The organism is Psychrobacter sp. 16-MNA-CIBAN-0192, from assembly GCF_040309565.1.
In the GTDB taxonomy this organism is placed as follows: Bacteria; Pseudomonadota; Gammaproteobacteria; order Pseudomonadales; family Moraxellaceae; genus Psychrobacter.
In genome coordinates this window covers 41686-66394 of sequence record NZ_JBEOOX010000010.1, presented here as the reverse complement: position 1 = coordinate 66394, position 24709 = coordinate 41686, and the positions used below count along the sequence as shown (strand labels likewise).

At 44.2% G+C, this 24709-nt stretch carries 18 protein-coding genes; 2 read left to right on the top strand and 16 right to left on the bottom strand.

Annotated elements, in window-relative coordinates; translation table 11 throughout:
- Positions 1-26: 26 nt before the first annotated feature.
- The 5 genes from AAEY78_RS09155 to epmB form a co-directional block, all read right to left on the bottom strand.
- Complete coding sequence (locus AAEY78_RS09155; RefSeq protein WP_352339041.1) at positions 27-1004, bottom strand: AAA family ATPase; 978 nt, start codon at positions 1002-1004, stop codon at positions 27-29.
- A gap of 88 nt (positions 1005-1092) precedes the next feature.
- Positions 1093-1701, bottom strand: coding sequence for a c-type cytochrome (locus AAEY78_RS09150; protein ID WP_352339040.1), 609 nt, complete (start codon positions 1699-1701; stop codon positions 1093-1095).
- Positions 1702-1835: 134 nt separating this feature from the next.
- On the bottom strand, positions 1836-3932 hold the full coding sequence (locus tag AAEY78_RS09145) for an EAL domain-containing protein (RefSeq protein WP_352339039.1): 2097 nt from the start codon (positions 3930-3932) through the stop codon (positions 1836-1838).
- A 245-nt stretch (positions 3933-4177) separates the two neighbouring features.
- Complete coding sequence (locus tag AAEY78_RS09140) at positions 4178-6121, bottom strand: cyclic-di-GMP receptor FimW-related protein (protein WP_352339038.1); 1944 nt, start codon at positions 6119-6121, stop codon at positions 4178-4180.
- Positions 6122-6299: 178 nt separating this feature from the next.
- Positions 6300-7307 (bottom strand): EF-P beta-lysylation protein EpmB, encoded by a 1008-nt coding sequence (epmB, locus tag AAEY78_RS09135; RefSeq protein WP_352339037.1) that lies wholly within the window; start codon positions 7305-7307, stop codon positions 6300-6302.
- Between the two features lie 239 nt (positions 7308-7546).
- On the opposite strand from epmB, the gene efp reads away from it, so the two are divergent.
- Positions 7547-8122, top strand: coding sequence for an elongation factor P (gene efp / locus AAEY78_RS09130; RefSeq protein WP_352339036.1), 576 nt, complete (start codon positions 7547-7549; stop codon positions 8120-8122).
- Positions 8123-8287: 165 nt separating this feature from the next.
- Here efp and AAEY78_RS09125 read toward each other — a convergent pair whose 3' ends face one another.
- The 11 genes from AAEY78_RS09125 to AAEY78_RS09075 form a co-directional block, all read right to left on the bottom strand.
- On the bottom strand, positions 8288-10051 hold the full coding sequence (locus AAEY78_RS09125) for a GAF domain-containing hybrid sensor histidine kinase/response regulator (RefSeq protein WP_502943730.1): 1764 nt from the start codon (positions 10049-10051) through the stop codon (positions 8288-8290).
- A gap of 66 nt (positions 10052-10117) precedes the next feature.
- Positions 10118-10912 (bottom strand): tRNA threonylcarbamoyladenosine dehydratase, encoded by a 795-nt coding sequence (locus AAEY78_RS09120; RefSeq protein WP_352339066.1) that lies wholly within the window; start codon positions 10910-10912, stop codon positions 10118-10120.
- A 129-nt stretch (positions 10913-11041) separates the two neighbouring features.
- On the bottom strand, positions 11042-12037 hold the full coding sequence (locus AAEY78_RS09115) for a TatD family hydrolase (protein ID WP_352339034.1): 996 nt from the start codon (positions 12035-12037) through the stop codon (positions 11042-11044).
- Positions 12038-12191: 154 nt separating this feature from the next.
- On the bottom strand, positions 12192-13187 hold the full coding sequence (locus AAEY78_RS09110; protein ID WP_352339033.1) for a hypothetical protein: 996 nt from the start codon (positions 13185-13187) through the stop codon (positions 12192-12194).
- Positions 13188-13368: 181 nt separating this feature from the next.
- A complete protein-coding gene (locus tag AAEY78_RS09105; protein WP_352339032.1) occupies positions 13369-13611 on the bottom strand; it encodes a hypothetical protein in 243 nt (80 codons plus the stop codon).
- A 34-nt stretch (positions 13612-13645) separates the two neighbouring features.
- Positions 13646-15907, bottom strand: a complete 2262-nt coding sequence (gene gspD / locus AAEY78_RS09100; RefSeq protein WP_352339031.1) for a type II secretion system secretin GspD — start codon at positions 15905-15907, stop codon at positions 13646-13648.
- 192 nt (positions 15908-16099) lie between these two features.
- On the bottom strand, positions 16100-17008 hold the full coding sequence (locus AAEY78_RS09095; RefSeq protein ID WP_352339030.1) for a PDZ domain-containing protein: 909 nt from the start codon (positions 17006-17008) through the stop codon (positions 16100-16102).
- Positions 17009-17857: a type II secretion system protein N gene (gene gspN, locus AAEY78_RS09090; protein WP_352339029.1), complete on the bottom strand. Its 849-nt coding sequence runs from the start codon at positions 17855-17857 to the stop codon at positions 17009-17011.
- Positions 17858-18019: 162 nt separating this feature from the next.
- Positions 18020-18343 (bottom strand): H-NS histone family protein, encoded by a 324-nt coding sequence (locus AAEY78_RS09085; protein ID WP_352339028.1) that lies wholly within the window; start codon positions 18341-18343, stop codon positions 18020-18022.
- A gap of 393 nt (positions 18344-18736) precedes the next feature.
- A complete protein-coding gene (gene ssb / locus AAEY78_RS09080) occupies positions 18737-19408 on the bottom strand; it encodes a single-stranded DNA-binding protein (protein ID WP_352339027.1) in 672 nt (223 codons plus the stop codon).
- 137 nt (positions 19409-19545) lie between these two features.
- On the bottom strand, positions 19546-20910 hold the full coding sequence (locus tag AAEY78_RS09075) for an MFS transporter (RefSeq protein WP_352339026.1): 1365 nt from the start codon (positions 20908-20910) through the stop codon (positions 19546-19548).
- An 812-nt stretch (positions 20911-21722) separates the two neighbouring features.
- Between AAEY78_RS09075 and uvrA the strand changes: the two genes are divergently transcribed.
- Positions 21723-24614 carry an excinuclease ABC subunit UvrA gene (uvrA, locus tag AAEY78_RS09070; RefSeq protein WP_352339025.1) on the top strand — a complete coding sequence of 964 codons (2892 nt, stop codon included), beginning with the start codon at positions 21723-21725 and terminating at the stop codon, positions 24612-24614.
- Positions 24615-24709 lie beyond the last annotated feature (95 nt).

Sequence of the window (24709 nt, the reverse complement as noted above, 5' to 3'; positions counted from 1 at the left end):
AGAACCTACCAACAAAGTATCAGTGCTTAAACCAACACCGTCACTTCTGCCATAATACGTTGTGCTATCGTCTGCGGTGCTTGCCCACTGACGACGTGTGCTGGTACAAACTGCTGTCCCAAACGATGATCGGTCACCGCTGCAAACACCGCTTGAATATCTTCAGGCGTCACTTCAGTATGTCCAGAAACATAGCTATAAGCTTGTGCCGCTCGCTGCAATGACAGCACGCCACGTGGTGACAGACCATGATATTCTTGACTTGCACGCGTTTTAGCAACCAAGCGTTGTAAATAATCTAACACCACATCAGCAACATAAACTTGATGCACGCCTTGCTGCGCCAATTGTACAGCTTTCGTATCCAGTACCGCCGTCAAACCTTGAAGCAACTTACGCCGATCTTGACCCTGCAATAGCGCACGCTCTGCCGCTTGAGATGGATAGCCAAGCGATAAACACATTAAAAACCGATCCAGCTGAGATTCAGGCAAAGGATACACGCCCGCTTGCTGTAATGGGTTTTGGGTGGCTATCACAAAAAAAGGTTGCGGTAAGCGGTACGACTGACCGTCTTGGGTAACTTGCCGCTCTTCCATCGCCTCAAGTAGCGCGCTTTGGGTTTTGGGGCTGGAGCGATTAATCTCGTCGGCAAGCAATAATTGAGTGAATATAGGACCAGAGCGAAACTCAAACGCCAGCTTTGCAGGATCGTAAATACTCATACCTAAAATATCAGCCGGCAACATATCATTAGTAAACTGCACCCGACTAAACGACAACCCTAAAAGTTGCGCTAGACCCTGTGCCAATGTCGTCTTGCCCATACCCGGCAAATCTTGCAGTAATAAATGCCCACCTGCCAGCACACAGCTGAGTGCCAGCTTGACTACCTGCGGCTTGTCTAAGACGATGGTGTTTAACTGTGTTAATAATTGCGTAATTTGCTGCTGATTATTTTGATAATCGATGCTACTGGGTGTAGAGAGAGGCGTATCAGACATAATGAGTTACCGTCTTATTTTTATTATTAAAAACATACTTATAGCACTATCAAAATGGTATAAATAAAAATATTATTTAGCCATTAATTTAACGGAAATCTGCGGCTGGTTTTTGCGCTGGATCAGAGGATATTTCAACCGGCTCATTACTCATTTGTGTGGGCTGACTTTTTATTGCTGTAGATTGGTCACTTTTCCCGTCAACAGGCGCGCCTTTTAGAGGAAACCCTTTATCATCAAGCGGTGGAATAGGCGCACGCAAGGTGGATAAATACGCAATCACATCGGCGCGCTCGCGAGCATCTGGCATCGGGTCAGCGAGCATTTTTGAGCCCGGCATGGCTTTTTCAGCATCGGAAATATACGGATCAAGGGTTTTAGCATCCCATATCCAGCCTGAAGCAGTCAGCTCGTCACTATAGGTATAGTCTGCCAAATCAGCCGCCGCCGCGCCATAAATATTCATCAATTGCGGACCTTTTTTATTGCTGCCCGGGATTAGCCGATGACATTGCTCGCACGCTTCTTCATAAATCAGTGCGCCATTATCCGCATCACCTTCGGTATATAAAGGGGCGCTAACAGGCGTGCGGAAATCTGGCGGCGTACGCTCGCAAGCGCTAAGCGTTAGAATTGATATAGCGATGGAAACCATAATAATGACGCTGCGATATGACATCTGACGAATAATAAACATAAATAGGGGGCTTATAATTAGAACGTATAATGAAGGATAGCTTACTTTCCTAACGAAAGGTCAACACAAAACAACCTAGGTTACTATGAGTATCACTTTAAATACAGCATACGTTATTATTCTCATGATTGTTGCTATTGTTGCTCTACAGTCACCGTCATGGTTTTACTTGGCTCTTCTAAATAATAACCTTGTAAATAGCGCGCACCTACACTCCAAGAGGCAGACATTATCGCAGCCTCCTCAATATAAGGAATCAGTACATTACTATGCAGCGCTTTAACCCGTGCGATTAGCGTCTTAACGGTGTCCAATTCGTCAGCATTATTCAGACTGTTGACATAAGTGCGCGCCAACCTGACCATATCAGGTTGTACAAAACCTGCAACCTCAATAGATTTGGCAGTAGTGCCAAAGTTATGAATACTGACCTGACATCCGGCTTGTTTAAGCGCGGCAAACTGCAATTTAGCCACCGTCAAGTAGTTGACGACATCTTGCTCATTAAACTGTAATGTTAGCGCACCGGTCGCGCCACCTAGGGCATTAATCAGTTGGCTTGCAATATTTGGCAGCTTTTTATCCACCATAGAACCACTGGTCAGTGAAACTATAATTCGCGCTTGTGGGTGCAGTTTACGCACTTCACTGAGCTGTTTGCAGGCATTGATTAATAGCCAGCGGTCTATTTTTTCACGTAAATTATGGACACGAGCGACCGCCATAAAGTTATCTGGGGTTAATACAGTATTGTCAGCATCATTCAATGGCAAACGCAGATAGACTTCAAAAAAATCACTACGGTCAGCATCAATATCATAGATTGGCTGATAGAGTAATTCAAAGCCATTGTGGCTGATAGCATTATTCAGTGATTCTGCTAACGCTGTATCATCACTACTGGCATGCTCATTGGGGTCATACAGATGATAAGCATCCCCTTGATTGGGGCTTTCTGTTTTAATACGGCTAATCGATTCAATAGCCCGCTCAAGTAAAATCTTTGGCTCAGTGCCATTAGGTTCGATTTTGACAATACCAATGCTGGCGGTAGTATTCGTGGTACGCGTATCAACTTCAATATATAGCTTACCTATCACCGCTAATATCTGCTCAGCCAACGCTATTAACATCTGCGTGGTCAAATCCTCAACCAATACGGTAAAGGCGGTATCACTAAAACGGCTGATATGACCGTCAGTTATCAGCTCCTCGAGCACATAACCGACCTGCTTGATGGTAGCATCAATACCCTGCAAACCTAAGCTGCTACTTATTTTGCCAATATTATCTAGCTGAATATACAGTAATGCTGAGCTGAGCTTATCTTGGACGGCGCGTTGATATAGCTGCTCTAAACGCTCTTCAAACCCACGTCGATTGGACAAGCCCGTTAGGCTATCTTGACGCTCAGCGGCAGCCAGGCGCTCAGCAACCTCGGCACTATTGGCGTTATTCTGCTGAATAATGACTTGGGTCACCGGTGCGCCCTCTAATGTCGCACTTGCCAGCTGTAACTTTGCCGCAAAAGTTGTACCATTAGGTCGTAAGCTTTCGAACATGAACTCGACTTGCGTCCGACTCCCCTTATTAAAATTACTCAAGAACTGCTTAAAGGCTTTCACATTATCGCCACCGGCGATCATATCAATGACCGGCACACCGATAATATCATTACTATTCTCAAAACCAAATAATTCAAGATAAGGGTCATTGGCAAAAATATGAATACCTTGGTCCAGATAAGCCACCGCACTTTTAGAGTTTTTAATCAAAATATTGGCGCGTTGTTCTGCCTCTAATAACACATGGTGCAGGCTTTTTAAGTGCTGACGGCTGGTCAAATTGGCATGCAGTAAACAGATAGCCATTACCACCTGAGTGTCCTTTTCTGCCAGTATCGCTTTGACCATAGTGCCGTTAAGGACTGCCGGCAATCCATCGGCATTACGCCCCTGACTTGCAAGCTCATCACTCATCAATCCGATAATGGGCAGATCTATCTCATGCTCTTGGACAATCGCCACCACTTCCGTGAAACTCATATCATAGGCGCGACCAAAAACCAGTACATCCCACTGATGGCGCAGTGCTTTTACCAGCTCTTCTTGATCATCCAAAAATCCTAAATTTACCTTATCGTAATAGGAAGACAATAGACCAACCAGACGCTCAGCGTAGAGCTGATCGTCATCAATGACCAATAGATTCAATCGTGCATTGTTTAGCATAGCAGACCTTTGTTGTTATATCCCAGTATCCAGTTGAGCTGATAGCCATATCAATTATAAGGGTACAATTTTTTTAAGCCAGCAATTATGTCACTATATGTTGAGAAATAAAAAAACAATTAGGTAACAAAGGCGTCATCACTATCAAAAATCTACTCAACAAAACCACTGGTTACAAGTCTATGCTGATATATCAATACGCATTCATATAAAGCTTGGCGTAAGATTAAGCAGGCAAAGCTGAATTAAAGCACCAGTACTTCATATTGAGTAAATTCCTCAGTGGTTAATAATACCTCTTGTAAACGTAGTGATTTTTGTTTGTCATTGAGGCGAATAATTACTTTGTCATTGACCTTAAAATCAGCGTTGGACACCAACAGACTAGAAGGCACTTGTAATTCACTCACTGCCGCTAGTAATAAAGCGGGGACAAAGTTCTCGCTACGATTGTCACGATTGTCAAGGCGCAGCGCACAAGCGGTTGGATGATAACCCAGTATCTGACTCTCGGCTTCTACATACTCATCCTCTACAGTCAGCCAACGAATAATACCCAGCTCCTCTATTTTCTGAGCTTTTGCAGTCTCTTGATCCAACTGCGTAGCCGATAGCGGGGGCGTCTGTCGCTTTTCGTTTTTTAAGTTGCTTTGTGGCTCTGATGCCTCTTTATGCGCCATGAGTAAATACAAACTCATGATACGTAAAATCGGTGGCGCCGTTGCTAATATGCGCTCCTTGACGTTCTCATTGTTTTTTTCTGCCTCTGCCAACGTGATGGGCTCAAATATCTCATTGAGTGGTGGCACCACTATTCTATTATTATCAGTACTGGTATTATCACTACTGGCGTTGTGTTTGCGGTGTTTTGCGCTCAACACACTTTGCTGGGCGACCAAGTCTTGTGCGGTCAATAGGCGTAACGTTCTAAAATGGAAGATTGACTCTGTATCGTCATTGATCTCAATCTCAAACACAGGCGGCGTACTGTCTTTTCTCGGTACGGTATCATAGCGCGGCAGATAATCAATAGATAAGTTGGGGGCGGCAACCATACTCATCAGCCCCCGTTTACCAGCAACATGGTAGTGGATATCGTTAAATCCCGTAATGAGCGTAGCCCGCTTTCTTGGGCTATATTTTGTGATGGTAGTTGGCTCACGATTAATATAACGATGGCTAATCGCCATTAGGATTTTGGTCACCAAGCGATATTCGTTCAAAGCGTTATACTGCACTAACAGTTCACGTTGACGCAATGACAAAAAGACAGCTAGAGGTTCAAGCTCAATAAACAGACAATCTTCTGTATCTTCATAAGGGTTGACTGGGGTAATAGCGGTTAGATACTGCGGCGGCTCATCACTATTTAAATCAATAAAAACGCGGGTTTTGGTTTTTGGCTCAAGGGTTGCGGCGATATGATTTGCCCATTCTGGCAACAGACGCTGTATTAACAGCATGCTTGGACGGCGCATTGCCATTACATTCAGCAGGCTGTACAAACAAATCTGGCAATATAATTGATGAATGGTATTGGCTTGACGCGTCACTGTATGAGTGCTCAAGTCCATTTTGGTAATATGGTGCTGACAGGCTAAAAGATACAGCTGGTTAAGGGACAACCACATATTACGTAGCGGCTTTTGATAACAAATGGCTTTTTCGTACAATAAGTTTTGATAGGTTAATAAAGCTTGGTACACTGCCACGGCTAAGGTGATGGGCGGCACTGGCGCTGGCGCTAATAACCGTTGCCAAAAACCGGAGGTTACCATCTGCTGCTGTTGGTACTGATATTGCAGCCTCAAACTTTCGCGCTGCACAATGGCATCGTATACCATGACTGCCAAATAATATAGTGACTCTACCTGATAGACGGTATCCATCTGCTGACTGCTCAGCGCCCCAACTTCATAAATATACTGCTTACGCAAAGCAGCAATAAGACTCTCCATCGCCATCATAACAATCGCCAGCAGGCGCAGACGTAGAGCATCGTCCATATCGGCGACGCTAATCTTGGTGAGCATTTCCTCTAACTGCTCGACCTGCGCCTCCTCAGATTTTACAGGCAAACTGGCAATCTTCTTGATCAACTGCTGCTCATCTTCATTGATATAATTGCGAGCAGGCATAGCTATAGGTGGCTTTGCGATGAGATATTCTTGGAAGTTCGATATTTTCATTTTTTACACTCCTTAATAGCTACGTATCAATACAGATTATAGATATAGAGTGTGCTTCATCAATAATGTTACTTATGACTCGTTTTATTATATTTCACACTATAAACAATATCTTAATCAGAATCACTCTAGCCATAGCAACACTAAATAATATTCTGTTTATATAATAGTGACGTCTCTAACGCGATTTGTAAATGTCAACCGGCACCTTAAATGGTCTATTCGGCACCTCTTTGACCAATTTTGGCATTAAATAGCCGGGCAGTGCCGCCAGTAACGACCAATAAAGCGCGCACGCTGCCCGTTCGTCGCAATCAAAGTGGGCGGCACCTGCTACCTTGTCCAAGACATGCAAATAATAAGGCAGCACACCGGCACTAAATAGGCGCTGGCTGAGTGCCACTTGTACTGGAACACTGTCATTAATACCGGCTAATAATACGGTTTGATTGAGTAAGGTAATGCCCGCTAGTCGAGCTTTGTGTAACGCGCGCGCCGTTGGCTCATCAATCTCATTAGCATGGTTACAGTGAATGACCATAACGATTTGGCAGCGACTCTGTGCCAATCGGTTAATCAGCTCATCATCTAGGCGCTCAGGTATCACGATAGGCAGGCGCGTATGCAAGCGGATGATGGTCAGTTGCGGAATGGCTTCTAACAGCTCAAGCCATGCAAATAGGCGGCGGTTGGTGACATTTAACGGGTCGCCACCGCTTAAAATCACCTCATTAATGTCAGGATGGGCAGTAATATAGTCAATAATATCGGCTTGCGCCTTTGGCGTTGGCATATTAGCGCTATAGTCAAAATGCTGGCGAAAGCAGTAACGGCAGTGAATGGCACAAGCACCTGTCAGCGTGAGTAATACGCGTGACTCATACTTGTGTAGCATGCCTTTGATAGGATTTTGCGCATTTTCTGCTAAGGGATCAGTAACATAGCCGGTGACCTTGATTTGCTCTTGTTCATCAGGTAATACTTGTTTTAATAGTGGATCATTGGCATCGCCCACAGTCATTTTTGCCACAAACGCACGCGGCACGCGCAGCTCAAAATGCTTGGATAGATAGGTCGTCGATTTTAAATGCGGTAACTCAAGGATAGACAGCAACTCATCAACAGAGGTAATAGCCTCGGATAATTGTGTTTGCCAGTTTTTTTGTGTGATTAAATGGTTTATCATGACAGCCTATGACGTATGCCTAAAAGGCAACATTATACGCTGTTCGTCCACCCTCTATCAAAACATGCCAAACTTCATCATTCAACCCTATTTATTACTGATATGATGGTCGCACCCTGTACACGCGTTTATGTTTGGTGGCACAACGATAATTCATGATGAATTTACTCTGATAATGATGAACTTACTCTCATACTGGTGGGCTCATACCATTACCAGCAACCCTTAGGAGTCTTTTTGTGGCAAGTTTTTCTACTAACGAATTTAAAGCCGGTTTAAAAGTAATGCTTGACGGCAACCCTTATTCCATCGTCGAAAACGAATTTGTAAAGCCGGGTAAGGGTCAAGCCTTTAACCGCGTTAAAATGCGCAATCTACGCAGCGGTCGGGTGCTTGAGCAAACGTTTAAATCAGGCGAGAGCTTGGAAGCTGCGGATGTGATGGATACAGAAATGAACTATCTGTATAACGATGGTGAGTTTTGGCACTTTATGCACCCTGAAAGCTATGAGCAGTTGCAAGCGGATAAAACAGCGGTTGCCGATGCGATCAAATGGCTAAAAGACGATAGCAATGCCTTATGTACCATTACCTTGTTTAATGGGGTGCCACTGACCATCACTCCACCAAACTTTGTTGAATTACAAATCACAGAAACTGATCCTGGCTTGCGCGGTGATACCTCAGGCGGCGGCGGCAAGCCTGCCACATTAGAGACCGGTGCTGTGGTACGTGTGCCCTTATTTGTACAGCAAGGCGAAGTGGTACGCGTAGATACCCGTACCGGTGACTATCAAACGCGCGTGAGCCAATAGCTCAACGCTGCTATTTTTTAGCTACCCTTGTTTAATGATATTAAAAAAAGCTCAATCTATAATCAGATTGAGCTTTTTTAGATTTAGGAACTTGGTATTATTAATTCGGTGATTCATTAACACAGTTATTTATCCGTTAAGTCCTCTACCCTCTCTGCTTGCGCCTTATTCTTGCATGGCTTGCTTATACATCAGCCAATATTGTACCAAGGAGTTTAGCTGCTCTTTTTTAAAGGGCTTAGTACAATAATCCTGCATCCCAACTTGCAGATATTTTTCCCGCTCGCCGTCCATCGCATTGGCGGTCAGCGCGATAATCGGTGGTAAGCTGCTTGCCGCATACAGCTCATGCAATCTAATGGTTGCCTGCATGCCATCCATAATCGGCATATAGTGATCCATCAAAATCAAATCATAACGTTTAGGCGCGGCAATAAAAGCATCTACTGCCTGCTGACCATCAGTGACGTGGGTCACAGTATGCCCACTACTCTCTAGCGCTTTTTTGGCAATAATTGCATTGACCGTATCATCTTCGACCAATAGCACATGACCCACATTTTGTGCAGCCGCCTCAGGCTCGATACGCTCAGAATAGTCCCAAACGTCATATTCTGCCTCATCAAGGGTCGCTAAGGGTAAGAGCACATGAAAAGTTGTGCCAACATCTACCACACTGTCCGCCCAAATATAGCCGCCCATCAGCTCAACCAAAGACTTACAAACTGACAAGCCAAGCCCTGTACCACCATATAGTCGATGGGTGGATTTATTGGCTTGGTTGTAGGCATCAAATATCACTCCTAAAGACTCAGGCTTAATACCAACGCCAGTATCCGATACCCTGATACATAAGGTCATATCTTGGCAGTCCGTCAAAACCTCACTGTCGCTATGCTGCGTGTCGCTATGCTGCGTGTCGCTAATATCGGTACTATCGGTAATATCGCGATTTACATTATCTTTATCATCGTGCTCTCCACAAGGCACGCATTGACACTGTGGTATGTGCCGAACATCAATAATCACCTGTCCGCCTTCACGGGTGAACTTGATGGCATTATTGACCAAATTGGCTAACACTTGCTTTAGGCGCACCGGATCCCCTTGAACATAAGGCGATAAGGATTCGGTATAATGATAGTCTAATATCACCCCGCGCTGACGGGCTTTTGCAGCAAATAAGTCAATCACTTCATGACACAGTACCGACAAGTTCATGGGCACCGCATCGATAATCATTTGCCCAGACTCAACTCGAGACAAGTCCAAGATGCCATTAATCACCGCTAATAGGTGCTCACTTGATAGTTGAATATTATCTACATACTCTTGTTGCTCGCAACTGAGCGGTGTCTCAGTTAGCATATCGAGCATACCCACAATACCATTCATTGGTGTGCGAATCTCATGGCTCATATTGGCTAAGAATTCGGACTTCATCTGATTAGCATATTTAGCGATACGCTGGCTTTTTTGTAACTTCAAGGCATCGGCGGCTATCGCTGCAAATTTTTTTAATAATTCAGCTTGCTCGTCACTAAAATTATGATTGGGCTTGGTATCAACCAGGCACAATGACCCCAAACGATATGCTTTATCTTTTTCATGTAGGATAATTGGCACACCGGCATAAAAACGCAAATAAGGGTCTTCACTGACAGCAGGATGATTGATAAAGCGCTTATCAATCGCCAAATCTGGCACTAAAAACAAGTCATCGGACAAAATAGTATAATTACAAATGGACGCCTCACGTGTGGTAGTACAGGCATCACCAAGACCACGCGGCGATTTAAGGTACTGGGTGTCTTTATCTAAAAAGGTAATGGTCACTATCGGCGTACCAAAAAACAATTGTACCAATTCGGTCAAACGGGCAAAGGCGGGTTCCTCATTGGTATTGAGTACTTGATATTCTTTTAGCATAGCGATACGCGCAAATTCGTCGTCCGCTATTGGATAAGCATAAGTATCCAATATTATCTCCCTAAATCAAGGCGAAATAAGCGAGTTTTCAGCATGCTGCATCAGCATCTGTAACGCCTCACTTACCATAATCATTGCTACCACTGACGTCACCGTGACCGCCGATCCATAACCACCGCAGTGTAATCCGCCAACTTGACAACCCTTGTTTACTTTAGGCGGCTCTGTCGAATACACACATTTGATGCCAAATTTTTCTTTTAATTCGCTATTGATACCCTTATCGACCCGCAGCTTGGTTCGTAGCCTTGCCAATAATGGATCTTGATAGCTGTCTTTTAAGTCGCTAACGGTAATGTGACGCGGATCAATCTTGCCCCCTGCACCGCCTGCGCAAATTAACTTAAGTTTATTAAATCGGCAATGCAGCGCAATTGCAAGCTTTGCCTGCATATCATCGACACAGTCTAAAATAATAATAGGGCGATTTGCTGCCGCTGCCACTTTTGCTGTGGCGCGATTCGGTAGTAAGGTTGCGACATTGTCTGGGGTCAAAAAATCGTCTACCAAATGTAAGCTAAGACGTGGGTTAATCTGTGCCATACGCTGACCCATCGCGGCAATCTTACTTTGCCCAAAAGTACTATCAAGCGCAGGCAGCTGCCGATTGACATTGGAGGCGACCAACACGTCTAAATCAATCAAGGTTATCGTACCAACGGCGGTGCGTGCCAGTCCTTCAGCCACCCAAGATCCGACCCCACCAATGCCAATCACAATCACATGCGCTGCGGCAAAAACATCCACAGTCGCATGTCCATATAAGGTTTGCGTCCCCTGAAAGCGGCGCTGGTATTGCATGTCATCGGTAGCGCCTGCATCAGTAGTAGTGTCAGTATTAGCATCAACACTAGAATTGGTAGCGGATAAATCAGTCGTTGGTGAATGGCTCATAGGCAAGATAGCACTCTACTATAAAATATGGTTAGTTTATGAATCATAACGCTCAAGATAGTCCCAGTCTACTTGCAGCGCATCACAGCTATTTTGCCACAATTGCCGGGCAAGGTCAGCTGGCGCAATATCTAGTAACTCACTTAACGTGAGTAGCACCCAAGGTAAATTACTCGGGACATTACGATTGTGACCTTCTGCCCCATGCCATTCATTATCCGTGTCCTGCCCTAGAGCGGACGCATGATGGCTTGAAGTCTGACACATAACGGGCGTCATATCAGGACAATCTGTCTCAATAACCAAGCATTTTACACCATATTCTGCCACTGCAGCACAAATAGCACGGCGTAGTTTTTTGGCATTGGGATTGGTTATTTGACCAGTCACGCCAAGCTTAAAGCCCAATTTGACAAAAGCTTTCGCCTCTTGCTCACCGCCACTAAAGCTATGGGCAATACCGCCAAGTACTTGCGCATCATAATCATGCGCCTTTATAAGCGCTAACGCCTCAGCATGAGCTTTACGGATATGTAACATGACCGGCAACTGATGCTGCACCGCCATATCCAATTGTGCCTTAAAAAAATACTGCTGCTTTGCCAGCATATGAGGCTGTTTCATGGCGGCGGTAAACGTATCTAAGCCAATCTCACCAATGGCTAACGGACGGCGCTGTTGTATAAGCTGCGCCATTTGTGATAAATGCTCTTCGGTATGCTGGTCACTATAAAAAGGGTGCAATCCTACCGCAATATGCGTTTGCGGTACTGCTGGTTGGATTATCTTCTGTTGCGCTAATAGGCGCTGAGTCTCGTATAAGCGCTCAAAATGACGGGCAACATAGCCAACCAATATTAGATGCCGTACCCCCCGCCCATACGCTTGCTGTGCTTGTATCATTCTATCAGCATCAAATACCGGCGCATCAAAATGGGTGTGGGTATCAATCAAAGGCAATGTAGCAGACCATTTGGATGACAATAATAGCGATGTGTCATCCTTTATTTCTAGCGAAGTGTTTAGAATCATAACACGCCTATTTTGTTTCACTTATCAACAAACACTATGAACAAAGCGCCTAACTTTAGCACTACTACTTTAGCACTACCAAAAGGCGTTGGATAAACGATGATTTTTGCGCTCCGTCATGGACAGGCGCTCATTAATACTCAAGAATAAAAGGTCAATCAGCAACAATATAGTGCGGCTGTATAAGCCCGTACAAGGCAGAATATGGGACAACCATATCGACAACCTCTGTCTGCATCGCAAGCAACTCCCCCGATTGATAGACCATATGCAGTCCTTTATTATCAAGATACCACTGCCGTGCTAAGGGAATTTCCCAATCCGTCATATAGTTTTGCTCGGCACCTGCTAGATATTGATTGTTTGGCTGATTGCCTTTAGCTTTTACCCAGCTTTGTTTGGCAGGCTTAAATACCTGCATCAGCTGCGCCGTTGTTATATTTGGCAGAAGTATATCGCTAATAGTTAACCTTAGCTTTTTTTGCATATCAAGCATAACGTAGCTAAGCTGCTCTTGATTTTTGCTATTTTGACGCACGCTATCTGTCAGCTGACTATCTCGTTGTTGGGTTGCTCGTATTCGCAAATAGCCGGTAGCAACAGAGCTATTATGAGCAGAGTTTAGCACCAAAGTACTGTCAATACGTTGATATAAGGGTAAAGTATCGACCACTTGTTCAGCATATTCGACTTGTTTAAACAGTTTTAATACGGTTTTTTTAGCAGCTTCACCTTGGCTTGCCAGCGGTGTCTCTGGTGCAATGACGCGCGCGATAGTTTGCCACATAATCGTCGTCAGCCAAGGCTGCTCAGGCGTAAAAATTAGAACGTTTAACTCAAAATACTGGCAATGAGACTGCACGGCATCGCAATGTGGCTGCTGGGCAATGGTTTGCTGGTTGGCTATATTTATAGCGGCGATAGAAGCAGGCTCTATATAGTTAGGCGCAGACATTGACTCGATGATAACCGGCACCTCAGTATGTGGTGGGGTCTTCATATCTTGGATAGCAGGTGCTGATGGTTCAACAGGCGGTGGTTGACAGCCTATTAGGGTTGCCACAGCTATCATACTGATTATCACTATGGGTAGCGTGGGTAACAAAAAAGACGGTTTTGCTGCAACTGGGCGACGGATTTTGGTGGTCATAGTAATGACTATATCAATAAAATATCTATAATCATATAGTGAAGCTCGCCTGTCATTAGGGCAAATTTGTATGGTCATCGCGTCTGAACGGTTGTTTTAAAACCCTACTTTTTAGAAGAACCAATATAGCGCGTCATCATTTTGCTCACAATGAGTTACCCTTTAACGAGAATTGGCAGGATTAAAGGTTACAGCGGTTATTACTATTGGACTTTTCTGTATTTGTATTATTTGTATCCACATTATTTGTATCCATATTAATAGACGCACTATCTTGCCGACTACTGCGCCTTGGAATCAGTAATAACGCGGCGCCCACCAAGCTGAGCGTGAGCCACGTCCGCTTGTTAGACTTATTATTACTAGATTTAGTATTACTAGAGTTATTGTTGCTAACTGATTTTTTATCATTGTGCTTAGTCATAATCCCACACCTCAAACGTCTTTAGCCTATAAACTTAGCGGCTTAAAGGATAGGTAGTAATACCTGAATCACCAGTATCTACTCTAGTGATAGATTTTGCTCTAGTAGACGGTCTTGGCGTTTGGTCGCGTTTGGGCACCAGTGGATTCAGCGGCATTAATTCATAATCAGCGCTCACCTTACCGTCCCAACCTTCGGTGCCACTTAACGGCAACTGCTTAATCGTACCGTTTTTATCAATGACCAATTGCAACACGCGCATTTGATTGAATTTACGCTCGGTGACGCTAGCAACCGCACCGCCATCACGTAAAATGGTTGGCTGTAAAAAGATGATTAAGTTACTTTTTTGGGTGTTGTCTTTATCTGAGCGAAACAGACGCCCAATGAACGGGACATTGCCTAAACCCGGCACTTTTTGTTGACTGGTCGTGCTGTTATCACGCATGAGACCGCCCAGCGCGATAGTCTGCTGGTCATCGGCTAAAATGGTGGTGTTAATTAGGCTTTTATTGGTAATCAAACCGCTGGCATTGCCAATACTGCTCGGCACGACGGAAGAAACCTCTTGCGACACTTCTAAACGTACGGTGCCATTATCGCCAATATGCGGGATAACGTTGAGGTTAATACCAATGTCTTTACGGTCAATGGTTTGGAAAGGGTTGGTCGAAGAGTCGCTGCCCGTGGTGTAAGAACCAGTCACAAAGGGGACGTTTTGCCCCACTAAAATACTGGCTTTTTCATTATCTAAAGTCAAAATAGACGGCATGGATAATAAGTTGGCGCTGGTGGTTGAGTCTAGGGCTTGCAAAATAGCGCCATAAAACTGAGTATTGCCTTTACTGTCTTTACTACTGCTACCGATACCCAGTAGAGCGCCCGCAATAGAGCCTGCCGCTGAGCTAATCCCTGCGCCACCTGATAATGCGGCGGCAGCAAGGTTTACGGCACTGGCGCCAACGTTATTAAAGTTGACCACCCCATAGCCACTATTGGCATTGCCAAGCGCCCACTGCACACCAAGTTGGGTGGCATCATCGCCAGATACCTCAACGATTGCCGCTTGAATGAGTACTTGAGCGCGGCGGTTATCGAGCTGATTAACGGCTTCTTCAATCTCAAACATCAGCTCAGGTGAGGCATTAACGATAACGGAATTTTGAGTTTCATCAGCGATGATGCTAAAGGGGCGTGCACTACTGCCGCCTGCTGAGCCACTTGTGCCTGTTGCAGGCGCACTGACTGCTGACTGATTGCCCAGCTGATTGTCTAATAGCGCAGATGTAGCATCATTATTTAACGATGATCCTGTAGCGCTGGCATTGCTTAGCGAGGCTGATTTTAACGTTGAGGCTGCCCCTGCACTATTAATAGATTGATTGGCAAGCAAACCACGTAGCATTTGGGCGATGTGATTAGCACTGGCATATTTAAGACGGAATACGCGCAGACCGCTTAGTCGCCGCGTGGGTGTGGTATCCAGCTTATTAACCATATCTTGAACTTTGGCAATCATCTCAGGGCTACCTTTGACCAGCAGCCTATCGCTTGAGGCGTCAGCAATGACTTTTAGCTGGTCGCCGCCCTGACCTTGTGCGCCGCTACCGGCACTGGCAACAAGGGCACTGATTAAATCCATCATACGTTCCGCATCAACATGACGCAGTGGAATCACGCGCAAGCTGTCATTCACATTGCTGTCTAAATCGCGGATTAAGGCGGTCAATTGATTAAGGCTATCCGCCCGATCCGACAATACCAACGCATTGATACCCGGTACGGCAGCGGCATGTGCTGACTGCGGCATCAGCGGACGAATAACGCCTAAAACTTCTGCCGCTTGGGTATTGGTTAAATAAATCACTCGCGTGGTCAGCTCTTCACCAACCGTTTCCCCACGCAAATCTACCGCAATGCCTGATTGCTTAGCGACATTATCAGGCACCAACTTGGTCGTATTTCCTGACTTAATCGCGGCAATACCATTGACCTGCATCACGCTTAAAAACAGCTCATAAATCTGATCACGCGATAAAGCACGATTTGAGATAACCGTTACGTTGCCATTGATACGCGGATCAAGGACAAAATTTTGATCGGTAATGGTCGCCACTTCATTAATAAACGCTTTGATATCCGCATCTTGCAGATTGACTTTCCAACTCTCCGCACTGGCAAGCCCGCATGTTGCTGCCCAAAGTGGCAGCGCCAAACATAACGGACGGCAAATATAAAGCAAGCGCTGCACAATATGAGATAAAGGCGTCAATAAAAACTTATGCGAACGTACCATGGTGATGATTACCCACTGTGATGTCGCTAATAGTACGCGACATAGAATAAAATAGAATGAGATAAAATAATGATAAAAAGATGACTTGTTCGTTATGATGTAGCGTTTTATAGACATTAACGATTAAAAAGAAAAGTATTATTAAAAAAGATATAAAGCAAATAAATTTAAAACAGCGTGGCAGCTTTGGGGCTAAAATTGTTGATTTACAGTAATCACCTTATCGCCACGCTTCACCTCTATCTTGGCTTGACCTGATTGCTGCACTTGTTGTAATAATCCAGCATCTTGAGTAGGATTATTACCAACTGACTGACCATTAACGGACAGCACTTTATCACCCGGCTCTAATCCTAAGCGGCTGCGTACCCCTGCTGGCATTGCTGCGGTCACCTGATAGCCTTCACCTGATGCCATTACGCCCATTCGGCTTAGATAGCTTGCCGGATTTTCTTGTAAGGCAGTGACTGCTTCAGCAATAGGCGATTCAGGATTGCTATTGTCGGTCGTAGCGCCAGCATTATTATCGACTTTCCCCTCTTGCATAGGTATATTTTGCATGGGCGTAGCCATATTTTGACTGCCGTCTGGCAACCGCTGATTACCTATGGCACCTGCTGCCTGTCCGCGTTGGTCAAGCGCTATCGCATCCGCCATACGAATCACAGTTTGTTGCTCATTGGCATCAGCAATAACCACTGCATTCCAATCAACAGCAACCAACGTATAGCCACTGTTTTGTAAGCTATCACCAATACGGTAATTTTTCACCTCACCATTAACGTCTAACAAAGCAGACGATAAGCGGTCTGGGACTGCCAGTAGCACGCCTTTTAATAATACATTGGGCGGCGGTTGTACGGCAGCAGTTGCAGGCGCTGGGTCAGCAAATATCGCATACAGTCCGCTATAGTCCGTCGTTGCTTGATTATTTTGTAATGGCATAAGTGGCAATGTCGGCGCCATCGGTGCGGCAACTAACAGCCACAATAAGCGCGCTGCTGTCCAGCACAGCCAGCCAATCGCTAATAGCAGCAGCCAGCCTGAACAGCGATTAAGAATTTCAACGATAGGCTTTAAGCGCGGGGTCATCGTTAGCATCTACTGCGCCCCTGAACCTGATAGCCCTGATAATAGTGGCTGACGCACACTGACCACCGGCGTATCTTGCGGTGCTTGACCTTTATATTCCGGCATATTTTCTAATAAGCGCTGGGTTAAGCTGACATCTAGCATATTATCGCCATCAAGAAATAAATCACCCAAGCGCTTGTCCTGATTGTTTAATAAATTAACATGCAGCAAGTTTTTATTACTCTTCTTCTCTGCGCTTAATTGTGCTCGTAGTGGTGGCAGGGTCAGATAAAAGGTGTTGCCACCACTAGGATAACCCATCTCACCGCCCACCCATGTCAGCTGACCATCAGCTTGAGTGAATCCTGCATTGCTATTATTTTCGCTTGTACCTGCATCGGTATTGCCACCTGTACTCGACTGGCGCTGTAATGACACTTTATTCACCTGAATGGGGGCATTGGGTAGCTGCCACTTCACCACACCTGCAAGCGTTTCAGGCGCAATTTTACCGCTCATGTCATTCACTTGCCATGAATCACGCCCGACTTTTATTTGACCATCAAGATGCGTCTGTCCCGTACTTACCTCCACCTCTGCACCGATTTTCCCAAGCAATAAATGCCATGGCTGCCATGTCCAACTTGCTGACCCGATAAGCGGCGTATCCGTTAACGGTACTTGCCAAATCATAGAGCCATGCCCTAAATTGCCAGAGACATGCTGGATATAGGTTGAGTCTGGCGCATATTTTTTGACCACCCACGCCGCTGGCATCTGCAGCAATGCAAACACTAGAAACAATACACCTCCAACCAGCCACCACCACTTACGTGGGTACTTATTAGACGAAGTAGAGACTTGAGGCACAGGCACGTTACTCTTATAACAAATAAAAATCCCATTATCATAACAAACTATTGCCTAAAGATGACAGCAAAAAAGCCAGTATCTATAATTAAGATACTGGCTTCTATTTTGATATCCTATCAAGCATCTTTCATATTATGAAAAAAACTTAAAAACAACCTAGATCGTTTATATAGCAAAATCTTCGAGCTTGCTACCTGCTGCTAATGCTTCGACCAACCATGTCGGTTTACGACCGCGACCAGTCCACGTCTCATCGCTATTAGCTGTATTACGGTATTTAATACTGCGTTTTTTCTCTAAACTTTCACCGGCTTTTAAAATCTCTTCAATCGTACTGTTACTTTCTTTAGCAATTTGCTCAAATTGAATATAAGCTTCAAACAAGCTTTGATGCTGTTTTTGATGAATCAATTGCTGGGCAGTTTCAGTAATCGCACGCAGTTCATCTACGTTTAAACTTTCTAAATTAATAGCAGCGCTGTTAGTCATAATGGTCTCTTCTCTGATTTGGTTTCTATAAAAGAACGGTGCAAAGTTTCTCTTATAAATATTGACTTTATATTTAACCTTATTCTGGAATGCCCAAAATAGAGGTAAGGGTTATAACGATAGCAGACTAGCATATTTTATTATTATAAAAAACAAAGGAATCGTATCTTTAATTTTTAAAAGCGTCAGACGCTATTATTAGCCAAATAGATTAAACAACTTTTATTTGCTTTTTTACAGCTATTTATTGATTTTAATAATAAAAAATTGATAACGTCATCTTTATTGATAGCCTTATTTTTAACTTTATATATGCTAAAACTTTCAATAAAAAAGAGCTTATAAATATAAGCTCCTCTTTATTTTAATTAGTATTCTTTATTCATGTATAAATTAAAAAGGAATATCATCATCTACCGGACCATCTGGCATCGCCGTTGGTTTTGGCGTTGATGGCGCTTGAGCTGGCTTATTAAACTGGTTGGGTTGATTATAGGTATTAGCATTATTACTAAAGCCGTTGCCTTGATTTGGCGCACCGCCTTGATTGCCAAAACCTTGACTACCTTGATTGCCGTAATCTTGATTATTAGCACCTGAATTACTGTAATTCTGCTGGTTTGGGTTTTGATTATTCTGACTATACCCACCTGGGTTTTGCTGAGCATTTGGGTTGTTATTAAAGCCACCGCCACCCATACCTTGATTGCTGCCCATGCCTGAATTGCTACCGGCGCTGTCAAGCATCACCAGCTCATTGGCGCGTATTTCAGTAGAATAACGGTCTTGACCATTTTTATCTTGATATTTATTGGTACGCAAGCTGCCTTCAATATAGACCTTGCTGCCTTTACGCAGATATTGCGCGGCAATTTCGCCCAAACGATTGAATAAGGCGATTTTATGCCATTCAGTTGACTCTCGTTTTTCGCCGCTTTGTTTGTCTGTCCAACGCTCAGAAGTCGCGACGGCAATATTAGTGACACTACCACCATTACTAAATTGACGAGTCTCTGGGTCTGCGCCAAGATTACCAACGATAATCACTTTATTAACACTGCTCATAATATGGTCCTTTTTAATGAATAATTCTATAATTTATAAGTGTAATCATGATGAACTGTGACAAAAATTGGATAAATAATGGGCATAATATCAATTATCTTACTCATTATTCTACTTTTACTGTAACCAAATTTTCGTTAAATATCTAGTGGGCGTTGCGCCAAATGCGACAGCTCTTGTCGCGAGTTATCAGTCAATTGCGTCTTGTCTAATTTTAGATAAGCCACTTGTTCTTTTGCCATAACCACCAATTCATCAACGCCTTGAATCGCTAGCATTTGCCGTGACCATTCTTGAATATCGATATTTTTTGGGATGGTTACGGTGGTGCTTGATAAATACGGTGGATCGGCTATCGGGATAATTAACAGTAACGATGCTGCCATGATAATAGCAAGGATACCCCACGCTAACAGGTTGGGTTGATTCAGCAGCAAGCCACCCATCGCCCCGCCCACAAACGCCCCAAAAAACTGACTAGAGGAATTTAAGCCCATCGCAGTCGCTTTATTCGCCACCGGTGCGCGTTTGGATATCCAAGATGGGATGGTCGCCTCTAATAAGTTAAAGCCCATAAAGTACAGCAGTAAACCAAAGATAATACCCACGCCCCAATGACTGCCCAGCGCCAGTATCACCAGCGAGCCAGTCATTAAGCCAATAGCCGCTAAGAATACCTGACGCATTTTGCGTTTCTTTTCAGCAATGATAATAAAGGGTATGGCGATGGCAAAGCCAATAAACAATAATGGCAGATAAATCATGCCTTGCTGACGAACGCTTAAACCCATTACCTCTGACAACTGGTGGGGCAGAATAACAAAAATTGCGGTCATGGTTAAATGCAGGGCAAAAATACCAATATGTAAGCGGTTTAAATCACCAATTTTTAGCACATCAGAAAGCTGCTGACCAATCGATTTATTATCAAGATTATGTTTCAGTACACGCATGGGCGATGGAACAACCAGCAGTAATACCATTGCCAACACCGCAAAGCCTGCGGTCAGCCAAAATAAACCCGAAATACCCATCGAGCCGACCAATAACGGTCCAAAGGCGAACGCCAACATAATAGAGGTAGCAATCGTCAGCCCCATCGTTGCCATTGCCTTAGTGCGCATTTCTTCACGGGTAACGTCAGCAAGTAACGCCATCAATACTGCAGATACTGCACCACTACCTGCCAACGCCCGTCCAATAATCACCTCGTAAATGTCGGTCGCATTAGCAGCAATAATACCGCCTATCGCAAACAATATTAACCCGAGCATAATAATCGGCTTACGTGGGAATTTATCAGCGGCAAGGCTCATCGGAATCTGAAATATCGCTTGTCCGAGCCCATACACGCCGACCGCTAGACCAATCAGGAACGGGGTTGCATGCGTATAGTCATTTCCATAGACAGAAAATACCGGCACAATCATAAATAGACCAATCATTCGTAAGGCAAAAATACCACCGACCCCTAAGATTGCCCGTTTTTCTACGCTATTCATATTTGCCTCACTGATTTATCATTAAACGTCTGACATTCTATCTGCTATTGCGCCACACAGTTACCATGCCTAGCGCGCTTACTGATTGCTTGAAACTGTCGTTTTAGACGGTTGCTCTAGACTATGGATATATGGTTATGATGATTATATAGACATAATCATGGTAGGAGTTGCTACACTTTTTGGCTAAGCGGCTCAAACAAGCCCCACAGTATAAAACATTCGCCACTTGGTTGCCGATACTTTTATCTGCTTAAGCGCGCCGACTCGCCGCCCTATCTATACGCTAACCTAGACGTCAATAATTTTGTTACCAAGTGCATCCTATCTCTGTCTATACCTTGAATAATACTACTGCCATAACAATAAAGTAGAACAATACGAAACACTTATTAAAAAACGATTGAGATGTATAAAAGCCTTAACTTTGCTTTTTTTTAATCGACTTCCTAAACTTTAGGTTAAAACCCTTATTAAAACAATCAATAGCTCATTAAAATTAATAGCTCATCAAACTTAATAGTCATACCACTCTACTATTTATAACGGTAATAACAATGTCGTTTATTGCTTTCTATCTTAATTGTAATTGTAATTATACTTAAGATAAGATTCACGCCATTATTAACAATAAAAAATTACCATGGCTATATTTTTATGAAACATTCTTTGTTCTTATCTCATTTATTTAATTAACTTTTGTTTATATTATAAATTAGCATTTTGTAACTATTTTCAATCTTTATAAATAGTGTTAATAGTTACTATGCTGATTTTGATCATTCTTTTAGCAAATAGGATACCTATCATCGATGGCACATGACCACATTTCAGTACGCGGCGCACGCACGCATAATTTAAAAAACATTGATATAGACATTCCACGTGATAAATTCGTGGTGATTACAGGTTTATCAGGCTCTGGTAAATCGTCATTAGCATTTGATACCCTGTATGCCGAAGGACAGCGCCGTTATGTCGAAAGTCTGTCTGCTTATGCGCGTCAATTTTTATCACAGATGGAAAAGCCAGAAGTCGATAGTATCGAGGGTTTATCTCCGGCAATCGCTATTGAGCAAAAATCAACCAACCACAATCCGCGCTCAACAGTTGGGACGATTACTGAGATTTACGATTATTTACGCCTATTATATGCGCGTATTGGTACGCCATTTTGCCCCGAACATAACGAACCGATGGTCGCACAAACCGTAACCGAAATGGTCGATCACGTTATGGCGCTGCCCGAAGACAGTAAGCTGATGATTCTAGCGCCCGTGATTCGTGAGCGTAAAGGCGAACATACTGTATTGCTAGAGCAGCTGGTCGGGCAAGGTTTTGTACGCGTGCGCGTTGACGGTCAAGTCTACGATATGGACGAGCTGCCAGAACTTGAGAAAAATAAAAAACATACGATTGAAGTCGTCGTTGATCGCTTTAAAGTACGAGATGATTTGGGCAACCGCGTTGCCGAAAGTTTAGAAACCGCCCTGCGCTTAGGGCAAGGTTTGGTGATTTTACATCATATGGATGGCAACCCAAAAGAAGGCGGTAGCGACGACCAATTGCTATCCGCTAAGCACAGCTGTCCAGTTTGTGATCGTGCCGTATCTGAGCTTGAGCCACGTATGTTTAGTTTTAACAATCCTTATGGTGCGTGTCCCGCTTGTGATGGCTTGGGTAAACGTCAGTATTTTTCGGCAGAAAAGCTGATTACTCATCATGAAAAATCGCTTAATCAAGGCGCGATTAATGGTTGGGATAAGCGTCATGCGTATTATTTTGGTCTACTAGCAACCGTTTGCAATCATTTCAACATTGATATGGATGCACCGTGGCAAGCACTGCCAAAAGAACAGCAAAATTTAATCATGCAAGGCTCTGGTAAAGAAAAACTCACCTTTAACTTTACCGATGAACGAGGACGTAAAAGCAATAAAACCATTCCGTTTGAAGGGGTGCTGCCTTATTTAGAACGTCGTTACGCCAAAACGCAAAGTAACCTTGTACGTGATGAGTTGGCGAAATATTTGGCGGATACCACCTGTAATGTCTGCGATGGCGCACGTCTAAATGAAATCTCACGTAATGTGCGCGTTGATGACCAAACCATCGCTCAGATTGTTAAACTCTCTATCGGTGATGCTGCTAATTATTATAAAACTATAAAAATTGGCGGTCATAAAGGCGAAGTTGCCGAAAAAATCTTTAAAGAAATTAACGAGCGTTTAAACTTCCTTGTCAGCGTGGGATTGGATTATCTATCACTCGCCCGCTCTGCCGAAACCTTATCCGGTGGTGAAGCGCAACGTATTCGTTTGGCAAGCCAAATCGGTGCGGGACTTATGGGCGTGATGTATGTGCTTGATGAACCATCTATTGGTTTGCATCAGCGCGATAATGACCGTCTGTTAAATACCCTAACCCGACTGCGTGACTTGGGCAACACGGTATTAGTAGTTGAGCATGATGAAGATGCCATCCGTCAAGCCGATTACGTCATTGATATTGGCGTGGGTGCAGGCGTACATGGCGGGCATATTATCGCTCAGGGCACAGTCGATGACATCATGGCATCAAAAGAATCATTAACCGGACAATATCTATCGGGCAAATTAAAAATAGAAGTGCCGAAGATTCGCCATCAACCCAAAATGATTGATGTTGAAGTGGAAGGCAAAGCAAAACCGAAAAAAGCACCGATGACCATCCAATTAAAAGGCGCAATCGGCAATAATTTGCAAGATGTGAATTTGACCATACCGGTTGGCATTATGACTTGTGTCACGGGCGTTTCTGGTTCGGGTAAATCGACCTTGATTAACCGCACCTTAATGCCGCTTGCCGCTACGCAGCTGAATAATGCCTCAACGCTAATCGCTGATAAACATGACAGCATTACTGGACTTGAGCATTTGGATAAAATGGTCGATATTGACCAAAGCCCAATCGGTCGTACACCGCGCTCTAATCCGGCAACCTATACTGGCGTCTTTACGCCAGTACGGGAGATGTTCGCACAAACCGTAGAAGCGCGCGCGCGTGGTTATAAACCGGGTCGCTTTAGCTTTAACGTCAAAGGCGGTCGCTGCGAGACTTGTCAAGGCGATGGACTTATCAAAGTTGAGATGCATTTCTTACCAGATATGTACGTGCCGTGTGACAGCTGTGAAGGCAAACGCTATAACCGCGAGACTTTAGAGATTCTCTATAAAGGCAAAAGTATCGCCGATGTGCTCGATATGACCGTGGAAGATGCGACAGAATTCTTCTCTGCGATTCCTGCGATTCATCGTCGTCTTGAAGCACTCATGGAAGTTGGGCTGAGCTATATTCGCTTGGGTCAATCCGCGCCCACGCTATCGGGCGGTGAAGCGCAGCGGGTCAAACTGGCGCGTGAACTGGCAAAACGGGATACCGGACAGACGCTGTATATCTTGGATGAGCCGACCACTGGTTTGCATTTCCACGATATCGCTAAGCTGCTTAATATCCTGCATGCGCTGCGTGATAAAGGCAATACCATCATCGTGATTGAGCACAATTTGGATGTTATTAAAACCGCCGATTGGGTAATTGACTTAGGTCCTGAAGGCGGTAAAGGTGGTGGACTGATTATCGCGGAAGGTACACCGGAAGAAGTCGCTGAGGCTAAAGGCTCATATACGGGTGAGTTTTTGAAGCCGATGTTACAAGTGAGTTAGTAGAGTTTCGATAGTTAATGGTGAAAGGCTATTCTTTATAGAGTAGCCTTTTTCGTTGTGTGTGGTTCGAAAAAATCGTGCCTTTAGTTCATTTA